Source organism: Flavobacterium sp. (assembly GCF_004295795.1).
In the GTDB taxonomy this organism is placed as follows: Bacteria; Bacteroidota; Bacteroidia; order Flavobacteriales; family Flavobacteriaceae; genus Flavobacterium.
On the sequence record NZ_SEBR01000011.1, the window covers coordinates 120,289 to 133,053 of the forward strand.

Annotated in this window: 12 protein-coding genes; 9 read left to right on the forward strand and 3 right to left on the reverse strand. The window is 46.7% G+C overall.

Features of this window, described 5'->3' with window-relative positions; all coding sequences use genetic code 11:
- Positions 1 to 20: 20 nt before the first annotated feature.
- The gene (locus EOO49_RS11065) at positions 21 to 605 is read left to right on the forward strand and encodes a hypothetical protein (protein ID WP_290845617.1); all 585 of its coding nucleotides are present in this window, start codon (positions 21 to 23) and stop codon (positions 603 to 605) included.
- Between the two features lie 312 nt (positions 606 to 917).
- On the opposite strand, the gene EOO49_RS11070 is transcribed toward EOO49_RS11065, so the two are convergent.
- Positions 918 to 1,799: a PPK2 family polyphosphate kinase gene (locus EOO49_RS11070; protein ID WP_290845619.1), complete on the reverse strand. Its 882-nt coding sequence runs from the start codon at positions 1,797 to 1,799 to the stop codon at positions 918 to 920.
- A 53-nt stretch (positions 1,800 to 1,852) separates the two neighbouring features.
- On the opposite strand from EOO49_RS11070, the gene EOO49_RS11075 reads away from it, so the two are divergent.
- Positions 1,853 to 2,686: a hypothetical protein gene (locus EOO49_RS11075; protein WP_290845620.1), complete on the forward strand. Its 834-nt coding sequence runs from the start codon at positions 1,853 to 1,855 to the stop codon at positions 2,684 to 2,686.
- A 181-nt stretch (positions 2,687 to 2,867) separates the two neighbouring features.
- Here EOO49_RS11075 and EOO49_RS11080 read toward each other — a convergent pair whose 3' ends face one another.
- Positions 2,868 to 3,086: a hypothetical protein gene (locus EOO49_RS11080; protein ID WP_290845621.1), complete on the reverse strand. Its 219-nt coding sequence runs from the start codon at positions 3,084 to 3,086 to the stop codon at positions 2,868 to 2,870.
- Here EOO49_RS11080 and EOO49_RS11085 point away from each other — a divergent pair.
- The 7 genes from EOO49_RS11085 (at position 3,082) to EOO49_RS11115 (ending at position 10,122) form a co-directional block, all read left to right on the forward strand.
- The gene (locus EOO49_RS11085; protein ID WP_290845632.1) at positions 3,082 to 3,615 is read left to right on the forward strand and encodes a sigma-70 family RNA polymerase sigma factor; all 534 of its coding nucleotides are present in this window, start codon (positions 3,082 to 3,084) and stop codon (positions 3,613 to 3,615) included. The two genes, EOO49_RS11080 and EOO49_RS11085, sit on opposite strands and share 5 nt — an antisense overlap.
- Before the next feature lie 32 nt (positions 3,616 to 3,647).
- On the forward strand, positions 3,648 to 4,637 hold the full coding sequence (locus tag EOO49_RS11090) for a hypothetical protein (protein WP_290845622.1): 990 nt from the start codon (positions 3,648 to 3,650) through the stop codon (positions 4,635 to 4,637).
- Complete coding sequence (locus tag EOO49_RS11095; RefSeq protein ID WP_290845624.1) at positions 4,634 to 4,945, forward strand: hypothetical protein; 312 nt, start codon at positions 4,634 to 4,636, stop codon at positions 4,943 to 4,945. Before EOO49_RS11090 ends, EOO49_RS11095 begins: the two co-directional genes overlap by 4 nt.
- A 112-nt stretch (positions 4,946 to 5,057) precedes the next feature.
- Positions 5,058 to 6,983 (forward strand): von Willebrand factor type A domain-containing protein, encoded by a 1,926-nt coding sequence (locus tag EOO49_RS11100; protein ID WP_290845626.1) that lies wholly within the window; start codon positions 5,058 to 5,060, stop codon positions 6,981 to 6,983.
- On the forward strand, positions 6,970 to 7,545 hold the full coding sequence (locus EOO49_RS11105) for a hypothetical protein (RefSeq protein ID WP_290845627.1): 576 nt from the start codon (positions 6,970 to 6,972) through the stop codon (positions 7,543 to 7,545). Before EOO49_RS11100 ends, EOO49_RS11105 begins: the two co-directional genes overlap by 14 nt.
- A 68-nt stretch (positions 7,546 to 7,613) precedes the next feature.
- The gene (locus EOO49_RS11110; RefSeq protein WP_290845628.1) at positions 7,614 to 8,456 is read left to right on the forward strand and encodes a hypothetical protein; all 843 of its coding nucleotides are present in this window, start codon (positions 7,614 to 7,616) and stop codon (positions 8,454 to 8,456) included.
- Between the two features lie 28 nt (positions 8,457 to 8,484).
- A complete protein-coding gene (locus EOO49_RS11115) occupies positions 8,485 to 10,122 on the forward strand; it encodes a DKNYY domain-containing protein (protein ID WP_290845629.1) in 1,638 nt (545 codons plus the stop codon).
- Positions 10,123 to 10,602: 480 nt separating this feature from the next.
- Here EOO49_RS11115 and EOO49_RS11120 read toward each other — a convergent pair whose 3' ends face one another.
- The gene (locus EOO49_RS11120) at positions 10,603 to 12,237 is read right to left on the reverse strand and encodes an ABC-F family ATP-binding cassette domain-containing protein (RefSeq protein WP_290845630.1); all 1,635 of its coding nucleotides are present in this window, start codon (positions 12,235 to 12,237) and stop codon (positions 10,603 to 10,605) included.
- Positions 12,238 to 12,765: the final 528 nt, after the last annotated feature.

Sequence of the window (12,765 nt, forward strand, 5' to 3'; positions counted from 1 at the left end):
TTAACCTAAACAGATTTATCATGAAATCAATCACTTTGAAATCAGCACTTTTTACGGCAGTTGCCGCGCTAATGACGACTTTTGCCTCGGCTCAGACCGCCGGAGTGACTACAACGCCAGCCGAAGATGCGGCCTACGAAAACGGCTTCCGACTTGGTGTCGGGGTGACGCCGGGTTATGTGTTGAACGATCCGTACGGATTCGCGATTGCGGGCGATGTGCGTCTGCAATATGACTTTTCGAAACGCTATTCGGTCACTTTGACTTCGGGATATAGCCATCTGTTCGGAAAAGATGTCGACGGTGTCGATTTCGACGATTTGGCATTCGTTCCCGTAAAAGCTGGTTTCAAGGCTTTCTGGTGGGAAGACCAATTTTACGCAATGGGTGAAGCCGGTGCCGGTTTCGTCGTAAGCGACAATATCACTGACGGAAGCAAAGACGTGACAGCAATCCTTTCTCCAAGTATCGGATGGGCAAATGACTACATCGACGTGAGTTTGCGTTACGAATATTACTCTGATCTTCCGGGAATCAGAAGCAACGAGTTCAGAAACGGGAATCACCAGATCGGTATTCGTTTCGCTTACGGATTCAAGTTGTAAGAAGCAGTTGCAGTTGCAGTAGCAGTAGCAGTAGCAGTAGCAAAAGCAGCGAATCTGACCTAAATACAGACCACAAAACACCAATTATTGGAACGCCTCCCTATTCGATCTCGGGGAGGCGTTTTTTTTCGTGCTTGAGTGCGAAGTGCCGGAGTGCCTGAGTTTCATCAAGTCGAAAATAAAAGCGGTCAGGAAATTCCTTTAACGTTAAGATTCGTTTCCCGCTTCAATCTTAATGGCCTTAATGCTCTTACTGCTCTTAATGGTTCAAAAAAAATCGGCAAACACCTAACTCCCTTTCGGTTTAAAAAATCACTTTTCTCCCTCAAGTTGCGCCCGAAAAGCCGAAACGTGTTCCTGAACCTCATCGGCAAGCGCCGGATTCTCGATATTCTTATACTTCTTAAGCGTATCCAAAACCGTTTTGGCTACGATATAACGCGCGGTCGCCTTGTCGTCGGCGGGCACGATGAACCAAGGCGCATTCTTTTTCGAAGTTGCATTTATAGCCGTTTCGTAACATTCCTGATACTTGTCCCAAAGCTCGCGTTCCTCGAGATCGCCGGGCGAAAATTTCCATTGGTGTTTGGGTTCTTCAAGTCGTCTTAGCAATCGCTGGCGCTGTTCTTCCTTTGACAGATGCAGGAAAAACTTGAGCACGATCACGCCATTTTTGACGATGTGTTTCTCGAATTGCACGATCGATTTCAGCCTGTCTTTCCAGAAATTTTCGTCAATGTCCTTTACCGATTCGATTCCCGGAATATTCTCACCCAAAATATACTCCGGATGCACTCGCGTAACCAAAACATTCTCGTAGTGCGTCCTATTGAAAACCGACAATTTTCCGCGTTCGGGCAACGCGATATAATGACGCCACAAAAAATCGTGTTCGAGCTCGATCGCATTCGGTGTCTTGAAACTATGAACGACAACGCCACGCGGATTGATCTCCTTGAAAACCTCTCGAATCAGGCTGTCCTTGCCCGACGTGTCCATTCCTTGCAGGCAAATCAGTACGCCATACTTGTTGTGCGCGTACATTTTGTCCTGCAGTTTCGACAAGTCTTCGCGAATTTCGGCGAGTTCCTTCTCGATTTCGTCTTCGGATGCTTTGAGGTCGTAAGAAGTTGGGATTTTGGAGAGTTTAATGGTCGTCGTGATCTGGAAATCGGGAGCGGAAATGCTTTTCATGAAGAATGTTTCCTTAAATATAGGTAAATTTAACTCGAACCAAAAGCCTTGACATGAAACGTTTTTCACTCGAATTGCTCTATCACATCGTCGGGATCGGATCGGCTTCTGGCTTGCTTTTCAGGGACGGATCGATTTTCGTGGCCTCTGACAATGCGGGTTATCTTTACGAATTCCACACGGCCGACCAAAAGCTCGACAAGACAAAATTGCTCGAAAGGGAAACGCTCGAGACTATTCCGAAGAAGCAAAAACCTGATTTCGAGGCGTTGGCCGAAAAAGACGGGAAATTGCACCTGTTCGGATCCGGTTCGACCGAAAAAAGGAATGTCGCGGCCATCGTCTCTGTCGAAACCAAAAAAGTGGCGCATCAGGATTTGTCAGATTTGTATGCCGATATGCGAAAAGTCTCCGGAATCTCGACCGACAATTTCAATCTCGAAGGTGCTTTCGCTTCCGCGGATGCGTGGTTTTTCATCCAAAGAGGAAACGGAAACGGTGCCAACAACGGCATTTTCAAGGTGGTCGGAAGTTGGGACAAAAAACCGAGGATTAACTATTTTCCCATCGAATTGCCCAAACTCAAACACGTAACCGCGAGTTTCACCGACGCGATTCTCGTAGCGAACGAAATCTGGTTCCTCGCCACGGCCGAAGACACGAATTCCACTTACGACGACGGAGAAATCCTGGGAAGCCTGATTGGAAAAATGGACTTCGAAACGCTAAAAATCACGTTCACCCAACAAATCACGGAAAAGCACAAATTCGAAGGATTGACCTTATACGCCAAATCAAAATCTGAGATATCATTTCTGTTGTGTGAAGACAACGACACGGACGGTTTGGAAGCTGACATTTACCAATTGACTTTGCCGTTGCCATGAAATTTCACCCGCAGCAGTTGAGTGGCAGTGGCAGTAGCAGTGGCAGTTGCAGTGGCAGTGGCAGTGGCAGTAGTAGCAGTGGCAGTAGTAGCAGTGGCAGTTGCAGTTGCAGGTTGCGCCGCAATTGTTGTCGAAATAAAATTCCGAAAAACCGCTTTAAAAATTTTCTTTTGCCAAGTTTTTACTTTTTTGCTATTTCAACTGTCGCAACTAGTGCTACTGGCATCGTAACTGCTACTACAACTGCTTCTGCTTCTGCTTCTGCTTCTGCTTCTGCAACTGCAACTGCTACTGCAACTGCAACTGCAACTGCAACTGAAAAACTGCAAATTTCTAAAAACCGTCCCAACCTTTTCCCCAACATCCGTATCTCTATATAAAAAGCCAATAACGTGATCAACGATATTCTCATACAAGCTTGCCGAAAATCGCAGCGCGACGCCCAGAGAAAGGTGTACGAGGCAATGGCGCCAAAGCTGTATCGCACGTGTAAAAGGTATCTCAAAAAGGAAGAAGAGATCGAGGAAGCCTTAGCCGATGCCTTTTACACTATTTTCACCAAACTCGACCAACTCAAGGAAAACGGTGCTTTCGAAGCTTGGGCGCGTCGCATCACGGTGAATATGTGCCTGCAGCAATTGCGCAGAAACGTGAATTTCAATCTTTACCTGGAAGACCAGAAGTCGATCGCTTTGACCGACAGCGTTCCGCAAAACGCGCTTGAGGAAGAAGATCTGCTAAAACTGCTATTGTTGATTCCCGAAGGTTGCCGCACGATTTTCAACCTGTTCGCGATCGAAGGCTACGGGCACAAGGAAATCGCCGAGATGCTCAAAATCTCCGAAGGCACGTCAAAATCGCAGCTCAACGTGGCCAAGACCAAACTCAAGGAGCTTGTAAACAACTACTATTACCAACAGGCAAAGTGAAAATGGAAAATCAGGATAAAATTTTCGAACAGATGAAACAGGCGGCAGACAACGCCGAGACGAAGGAATTCCCCTCGCTCGAGCAGGTTTGGTCGCGCGTCGAGCACAAACTCGACAACAAGGTTTTGGTGAAACAGAACAAGAAATGGAAACAGTGGGCGGTCGCGGCGTCGGTCGTGGCGGTTGTTTCTTTGGGTTATCAGGTCGTGAAAACCGAATCGGAGCCGATTGCCGTTCCCGTAAACCAACCGGTTTTCGAACAAAAAACGCAACCGGAGCTCAAACCGCAAAGTGATATCGCCCCGATTCCGAACGAAGCTGTTCGCACAAGCGACAATGCGCAAATAGAGGAAGTGGCAAGACCGTCCGAAGACCCATCGGGAATTTCCTCGAGAGAAGACGAAATCCACGTGAGCCAAAGCGGTAGTTTCGAGACTGTAGCGAAAACCGAGGAAAAAGCAGTTTCGGCCCCGAATATGAGTCCGGTGGCTTCCAAGATCAAGGAAACCTCGGGTTATCTCGATGAAAGATCGAACGACGACAGCGATTATGACCTCGACAAAAGACGCGCGAAAGGTGTTATGGCAAAAGGGCGCGTTTTCGATGCGGAAATCGTAACTTCGGCCGAAGCCGACAACAAATCCGCGAAAGCGCAAAAATCTGACGCAAAACAAAAACCGTTGCTTATCGTCGACGGAAAACCGTTGGTCGGCAAAAACGACAAAGACTACGACAGGAAACTCGAGGAAGTAATGGGAAGCGTTCCAACCGAGCGCGACACGATTTTCTATCTCAAGGAACCTTTGTATATTATTGACGGAAAAGAATACACCGAAGAATCGCTTTTCGGACCGAACCCAACGAGCCCGTACGCGCCTTTGAATTTACAGGAAGAAGGCATGAAAACGAGAATTTACACGGGCAAGGAAGCTTTAAAACAATTTGGCGAAAAAGGAAAGAACGGCGTTATTATTGTGACGACCAAAAACGGCAAACCAGCCAATAAAAAATCGAAAAAATGAAAAAACTCACCTATTTTTTGACGACTGCAGTTTGTTTGGCGATCGCTCCGGCTTTTGGCCAGGCCAACGAAAAAGAGAAAACTTCAACTACCGACGTGATCGCCGTGAAGGAGTTGCCGAAAACCGTTAGCCTAAACAGTCCGCTGATTATCGTCGACGGGAAAGAGACCGACCAAAAAACATTTGAGGCAATCGACCAAAGCAAGGTCGAAGCAGTTCATATACTGAAAGACGCAAACGCGGTTGCGGCTTATGGCGACAAAGGCAAATACGGCGTAATTGTCGTGAAGATGAAGCCGAAGAAATAATCCAGCATATATTCCGGAAGACACACCAGGAAACGACGCAAAATCGCTTCATGTGGCGAAGCTTTGCCTTTTCGTGACAAAAATCCATTAGCAATAATTTAATTCGAACACGATGAAAAATCTAAAAATTCTTTCGTTGGGCGTAGCCATGCTCATTAGTTTCCTGGCCTTTTCCGAAGACGGAAACCGCATTTTCAAAAGCGAAAAAGTGACGATTACCGGAAAGGTTTCGGACGCAAGCGGCCCATTGCCGGGAGCGCACGTGAAAGTAAAACAAACCAAAGTCGGCGTCCAGACAGATTTCGACGGAAAATACAGCATCGAGGCAGAAGTCGGGCAAACGCTGGTATTCTCTTTCGTCGGAATGGCCGACAAACAAATCGAGATTGGCCGTTCGAGAACGATAAACGTGAAATTGATCGAAGGCGGAATCAAGCTTGGGGAAGTCGTCGTGACATCTGCTGTCGGAGGCAGAAAAGCCCTTGGCAAAAAAGACCGCCGCGCCTTGGAAGCCGAAGAATCCAAAATGGTCTCGGCCTCGCCTACTCAAGGATTTTACGACCGGGACGACAAAGTTACACATCGCGAAAAAGGTTTCGTAACGGGAAATACAAACGACGAAGACTACGCCACATTCATTGAAAACGCTTTCACAAGCCCAAAAAACGAACCGCTTTCCACGTTTTCGATCGATGTCGACAACGCTTCTTATACCAACGTCAGAAGATTTCTGAACAACGGGCAAAAAGTTCCGAAAGATGCGGTTCGCGTCGAGGAAATGGTCAATTTTTTCAAGTACGATTATCCGCAACCAACTGGAAACCATCCGTTTTCGATCAATACGGAAGTCGCCGATTGTTCTTGGAACAAAGATTCGAAAATCGTAAAAATCGGGCTTCAGGGCAAGCATATCCCAACCGATAATCTGCCAGCGTCGAACTTCGTTTTCCTGATCGACGTTTCGGGTTCGATGAGTGATTACAACAAATTGCCGCTTTTGCAGGCTTCGATGAAATTGCTGGTTTCCCAACTGAGAGCCGAAGACAAAGTCTCTATCGTGGTTTATGCCGGAGCCGCCGGATTGGTCTTGCCGAGCACGAAAGGAACGGAAAAAGACAAAATCATTTCCGCGTTCGACAATTTGCAAGCTGGCGGAAGCACGGCCGGTGGCGCCGGAATCGAACTGGCTTACAAAACCGCGCTCGAGAACTTCATCAAAGGCGGGAACAACCGCGTGATATTGGCTACTGACGGCGATTTCAACGTGGGAAGTTCGTCCAATTCCGATATGGAAAAACTCATCGAAGACAAGCGGAAATCGGGCGTTTTCCTGACCGTTTTGGGTTATGGAATGGGCAATTACAAAGATTCCAAAATGGAAATCCTGGCCGACAAAGGAAACGGCAATTATGCCTACATCGACAACATCCAGGAGGCGAACCGCTTTCTGGTCAAGGAATTCAACGGCTCGATGTACGCGATTGCGAAAGACGTCAAAATCCAGATCGAGTTCAATCCAAAACACGTTCAGAGCTACAGGCTTATCGGATACGAAAACCGAAAATTGCGTCCCGAAGATTTCACCAATGACGCGATCGACGCGGGCGAACTCGGAAGCGGCCACAACGTCACGGCGCTTTACGAATTGATTCCGACAGGCGTTAAAAGCGAATTCTTTACCGAATCGACAAATCTCAAATACACCGACCAAAAGAACGTCGACCCGAAATTCCAGGACGAACTCGCCACGGTTAAGTTCCGGTACAAACAACCTGACGGCGACAAAAGCACCGAAATGGTTCACGTGATCGCAGACAAATCCGAAAGGCTCGAAAGCGCTTCCGCGGACATGAAATTCGCCACGGCCGTAGCTTGGTTCGGACTCAAATTACGAGAATCCAAACTGATCGCGAACTCCTCGACCGACGAAATCAAAAAACTCGCCAAGCAAGGTCTGGCCCAGGACAAAGACGGTTATCGTTCGGAATTCGTGAGATTGGTCGAAAGTGCTCAAACGCTTGGTTATGCGAGTAAATAAGATCGCGTTTTTGCTGATTTTCGTTTCCGGTTTCGGCCAACGCGAAAAAATGGGCCAGACCGAACTCGTCGATTTCCTGAACACGAACACGCAATCGAAAGTCTGGATGCAGGACAGTATTTTGTATTTCGACCATTCGAAAATGAAAGCCGACACGCTCAAAATCGCCGATGTCTTGCCAAGATATCATAAGGACAAAGACGGAAAACTTGCAAAAGCGCCGTTCAAAACCGAGATGACGAAAGACGAGATTCTGCTTGAAAACGATTCTGTCGTGGTGATCCGACGCAGGAAAATTCCGGTTAAGAACCTTGGAGACCAAATGCTGAAAATGTCAGACAATTCCGAATTCAGAAATGCTGTCGTGCGGATCGATCTTCGAAAAAAGGTCCTGTTTTTCGCCAACGCCACATCAGACAACAGAAAGCGAATCCAGATCCGTCCGATTGAAGAAGACAAAGGTCAAACGTACACCTTGCTTTTCGAGAATCCCGATTCCAAAAAAATCGCCTCGGCCATTTACACGATGAAACAATTCGCGCGTCCAAAGCAAAAAAAATAGTTAATTGGTTAAGTTACTTGCAAAATCGGGCAGGTTTCGGCCTGTCCTTTTTTAAAAATTCCGACACAATGAAAAAAATCGTACTTCTCGCCTTCCTGGTTTCGGCTATCGGATTTTCCCAAAAGAAAAACAAGCGCAACCCCGACGAATTGCGGTTCGAAGCCTTGATCGAATTGGCCGAAAACAAGCAATTTGCGCAAGCGGCCGACGGTTTCAGAAAATTCCTGACCGATTTCCCGAATTCCGACTACAAACCGAGAGCGCATTACAACCTTGGCGAGCTATTGTGGCAAAATCACAAAGTCATAGAAGCGGCCAATGTTTTCACGCAAATTCTCGATGCTGATTACAATGAAACCGAAGCTTACGGCGGAATTATGGAACAATATGCGTTGTACAAAAATAGAAGCGCGTCGAATTTGGCTGAAATTTACCTTTACATCGAAAATTATGAGTTGGCCGAAAAGTATCTCGTGATGGCCGATAAAGACTATCCGTACCAACATTTTTGCGGGAACGAACTCACGGCCGACGCCATCTACAAAGCCAAAATGTACGGCTCGATTTATCTCGGTCAGGGCAAAACCGACAAGGCGATCTCGGTCATGCTTCCGCATTTGTTCAACACCGGATTGGCCAGCAACGACCAACTTTTGTCCGTTTTGGAAAAAGCGCTCGTCAAACGTTACACGAATGCCGAACTCAAAGCGATGACCGAATTGGCGATCAAGACAATGGAAGTCGACAAAAACGGGAACGGACGCGTGAAGTTTGCCGAAAATTGGCTTACTATCTATTACGATGCCGTTTTCGGTTATGACGAAATCGCAGCGAAGTTCAAGGAATACGACGAAAAACAACTTCTCGTGGCCATGATTCGCAAACATCCGATCTTTTCCAAATATCTTTAAATTACCTTCGCCCGACCTTTTGACAATCATGACAAAATCGATAAAATTGCTGATTTGGCTGCTGCCGATTCTGGCTTTCGGACAAAAAACCCAACAGATTTTTCCGGCGATGGAAGACACGACTTTGGTCGTCCAACCTGGCGGGCGCAGTTTTAGCGCCGACGGCCCGATTTATATCGTGAACGCGAATTCCGTGATTTATCAGGAAAGCGACCTCAGAAAATATCTCGCTGCCGACCTGGCGACTTTCAGGTTTCCGAAACAATACGGCAATTCGAAATTCGCGTTGGACAAAAATGGCGTCTATTTCAGAGGCGAACGCGTCGAGACAGACACGACCGGATTCGTCTACATCACGGAAGTCGGCGACTATCAAAAGCGCGATGCCATTTGGAAAACCGCGTCGAAAGTCTATAGAAATACGTCCGAAATAAAAGATGCCGATGCCAAAACGTTCAAAAACACTCCGGGTTCTTGCCAAAATTTCTTTTACGACAAGGACAATTATTTCTTTTTTGACAAGAAGATCGACGCATCGGAAACTGTGGAGATTTCAGCGATAAAAGAACCGCTTTGCTCTTTTGAAACAAAAGTTTTTTCTGCCGGAAAGCTTGTTACGCTCGACGGAGAATTGCTCTTAGCCTTGAACGCCCAATTTGCCAAAACGTCCAAAAAAGTCATCCATATCGAAACGGCGCGGGTCTTGGAACTCGATCCCAAGAAAGCGAAAGTGCTCTCGCGCAGTTATATTTCGGACGGAAAAAACCTGTACTGCGGCTTTTACAAAGTCGAGATTTCCCAACAATTCCTGTCAAAAATCAAGGTTTTCGACCACTACAACAGCCGCTATCTCACCGACGGAAAAAAGTTTCTCGATCCCACGGGTTTCATGGCAAAAATCGATGCGGCTACTTTTGGATTGCTTCCGAATTCCGATTTGTATTTCGACAAGAACGGCATTTACAGGAACGAATTCAGCGAGAAACTGCAAAAAGTCGTCAACGTCAAGTATCCGTTCAAGTATTCGCTTCCCGTCAAGGCTTCGGACATCCGTTTCAGCCAGGTGAATTACCGTTATCTCGTCTACAAAAATCAGGTTTATGACGTGGCCGACAAGGAATATTACGCGAGTGTTCCATCTGACAAAATCGCAAAATTGCTCACGACAAACATCCGATTGATAAAACTCGACGGGAAAACCCAAGACCGTTTCGACTACGATTACAGACTTTACAAAGTGGGCACCAAAATTTACGCAAACGGAAAAGATACCGGCGCCGATGCTGCGACTTTCGGGTTGTCAAACGGACTTTACAAGGACAAAAACCACGTCTACAACTTCGTTCACGGAGGCGAACTTTCTATTTTGGACGGCATTGACGCGCCATCTGCGGTGAATCGCATGGGTTTTATCTTCGACAGGAATTTCGTGTATCTGCACGGGTTTCGCGTGATCGAGAATTCGAATGCCGAGATTCTGGCGCTCTTTTCGGGTTATCGTCCGGGTTGCGGTTTGGATAAAACGCCAAATTCTGATTTTTACCTTTTGAGGAATGCGGATGGTTTTTGGTTGGTCAAAACCGAGGTTTCTGTAACCAAAAGGTTTTTGGGAAAAACGCTTCCACCGGATTGGCATTCCACCTTGACGACATTTGAGGTGAAATAGAAAAACCTTTCAGATTTTGTTCCGAAAGGTTTTAGAGGTCACTATTTTGATGTTGAACGATTAGAACATTAAGGTCGTTATCCTGATATTCGAACCATTAAGAACATTGAGGTCGTTATCCTGTTATTTGAACCATTAAGAACATTAAGAACATTAAGGACATTAAGGACATTAAGTTAATTATACTGAAATTTGAACCATTAAGAACATTAAGGTCGTTATCCTGATATTTGAACCGTTGAGAACATTAGGGTCGTTATCCTGATATTTGAACCATTAAGAACATTAAGGTCATTAAGGTTGTTGCGATAAGTCGACCGAAAGCTACTGTTGTTCTGCTTTATCATGTCTCGTCTATTTCTGCTTCTGCAACTGCAACTGCAACTGCTTCTGCTTCTGCCACTGCAACTGCAACTGCAACTGCTTCTGCCATTCTTCTGCTTCTGCAACTGCAACTGCAACTGCAACTGCCACTGCAACTTACTTCTCAATCTCCTTAAGATTCTCCATTTTCTTATACGCCAAAAATCCTTTGATGTCCTCGAAGTGTTCTTTCACGCGTTTGTTTCCGAATTCGAAGACTTTTGTGGCGAGTCCGTCGAGGAAGTCGCGATCGTGCGATACGAGGATCAATGTTCCGTCGAAGTCTTTCAGCGCGTCCTTGATGATGTCTTTGGTTTTCATGTCGAGGTGGTTCGTCGGCTCATCGAGAATCAGCACATTTACTGGTTCAAGCAACAGTTTTACCATCGCCAGACGCGTTTTTTCGCCGCCCGAAAGCACTTTCACCTTCTTTTGCGTATCGTCTCCCGAAAACATGAACGCTCCCAAAATGTTCTTGATCTGGGTTCTCACGTCTCCGAACGCGATTCTGTCGATCGTCTCGAAAACCGTGAGATCGCCGTCGAGAAGTGACGCCTGGTTTTGGGCAAAATATCCGATTTGGGCGTTGTGCCCGACTTCCATTTTCCCGCCGTCATAGTCGATCTCGCCCATAATGGCTTTGATCATCGTCGATTTCCCTTCTCCGTTCTTTCCTACGAAAGCGACTTTCTGTCCGCGCTCGACAACCAGATTCGCATCTTTGAAAACGATGTGGTCGCCATAACTTTTCTGCAATTCGTTGACCACGACCGGATATTGTCCGGAGCGGGGCGAAGGCGGAAATTTCAATCGCAACGCCGAATTGTCGACCTCATCGACCTCGACGATCGTAAGCTTTTCGAGCATTTTCACGCGCGATTGCACTTGCAGGGTTTTGGAATACGTGCCTTTGAAGCGCTCGATGAATTCGGTGTTCTCGGCAATCATTTTTTGTTGTTCCTCGTATGCTTTCTGTTGGTGCGCGCGTCTGTCTTTTCGAAGTTCGAGATAGTGCGAATATTTGGCTTTGTAGTCGTAAATACGTCCCATCGTGACCTCGATCGTGCGGTTTGTGATGTTGTCGACGAAAGCGCGGTCGTGCGAAATCACGATCACCGCCTTGGCCGATGTCACCAAAAATTCCTCGAGCCACTGTATCGATTCGATGTCCATGTGGTTCGTTGGCTCATCAAGCAAGATCAGGTCTGGCTTTCGCAACAGGATTTTGGCCAATTCGATCCGCATTCTCCATCCACCCGAGAATTCAGAAGTCGGACGCGTAAAATCCTCGCGTTCGAAACCAAGTCCTTTCAACACTTTCTCGACTTCGGCTTCATAGTTGATTTCCTCGATCGAATAGAATTTCTCCGAAAGTTCCGATACGCGTTCGATCAACTTCATGTACTCGTCGCTCTCGTAATCAGTGCGCACGGTTAATTGCTCGTTGATGTTGTCGATTTCAGATTTCATTTGGAAAACCTCGGCAAAGGCTTTCGACGCTTCCTGCATTACGGTCGCATCATCCTGCGTGAGCAAATGCTGCGGCAAATAAGCGATGACGGCTTCTCTCGGAGCTGAAATCACACCCGAAGAAGGTTTGTTCACACCCGCGATAATCTTGAGCAAAGTCGATTTTCCCGCGCCGTTCTTGCCCATAAGTGCAATTTTGTCGGTCTCATTGATCGAAAATGTGACGTCGCTAAAGAGTGTTGTGCCGCCAAATTCGACGGCTATGTCGTTGACCGTAATCATTTTTGTGCTTTTTTTGAAGGCGCAAAGATAGGGAGATTTTTTTCTTTTTTTTGAGCTTTTTCCGGCTGCTGGGCACTAGCTTTTTTGTAAAAACCGGTTTTTCTTTAGTTTGGCACGAGCTTCCGTTGGTCGCTGTGCCAAGCTAAGAAAAATGCGGTTTTTTCTGCTAAAGGCTAGTTGCCCGCATCCGGGCTAGGATTGTCGTAAGACGATCCTTTTTCTTTTTATTTTGATTCTGTGTTCTCGGAAATTATCTCACTCTCGAAGCCTGATAAAAATGAGCTTCGCTCATTTTGTGTTTGCGGCAGCTGCGCTGCCGGATGTTGTAGTTCGTCGCCTTCCGCGGGACTACTTTTACTTCATTGATTTTTATTTTTTTTAAAAGGATTCAGTGAACCTCGTTCCTCGGTTTGCCTGGCCGCAAAAGTAGCAAAAAGGCCTTGCGGCTGAACCAAAAACGCGACCTGACAGCCTTGAAATTTGGACCCGAGCAACGCGAACTGACGGAGCTTGCGGAGTAAAAGAGGC

What these genes read in the sequence shown, in the direction of transcription:
- EOO49_RS11065 (WP_290845617.1), top strand. Translation starts at nt 21, where the DNA reads ATGAAATCAATCACTTTGAAATCAGCACTTTTTACGGCAGTTGCCGCG.
- EOO49_RS11070 (WP_290845619.1), bottom strand. Translation starts at nt 1,799, where the DNA reads ATGAAAAGCATTTCCGCTCCCGATTTCCAGATCACGACGACCATTAAA.
- EOO49_RS11075 (WP_290845620.1), top strand. Translation starts at nt 1,853, where the DNA reads ATGAAACGTTTTTCACTCGAATTGCTCTATCACATCGTCGGGATCGGA.
- EOO49_RS11090 (WP_290845622.1), top strand. Translation starts at nt 3,648, where the DNA reads ATGAAACAGGCGGCAGACAACGCCGAGACGAAGGAATTCCCCTCGCTC.
- EOO49_RS11095 (WP_290845624.1), top strand. Translation starts at nt 4,634, where the DNA reads ATGAAAAAACTCACCTATTTTTTGACGACTGCAGTTTGTTTGGCGATC.
- EOO49_RS11100 (WP_290845626.1), top strand. Translation starts at nt 5,058, where the DNA reads ATGAAAAATCTAAAAATTCTTTCGTTGGGCGTAGCCATGCTCATTAGT.
- EOO49_RS11105 (WP_290845627.1), top strand. Translation starts at nt 6,970, where the DNA reads ATGCGAGTAAATAAGATCGCGTTTTTGCTGATTTTCGTTTCCGGTTTC.
- EOO49_RS11110 (WP_290845628.1), top strand. Translation starts at nt 7,614, where the DNA reads ATGAAAAAAATCGTACTTCTCGCCTTCCTGGTTTCGGCTATCGGATTT.
- EOO49_RS11115 (WP_290845629.1), top strand. Translation starts at nt 8,485, where the DNA reads ATGACAAAATCGATAAAATTGCTGATTTGGCTGCTGCCGATTCTGGCT.
- EOO49_RS11120 (WP_290845630.1), bottom strand. Translation starts at nt 12,237, where the DNA reads ATGATTACGGTCAACGACATAGCCGTCGAATTTGGCGGCACAACACTC.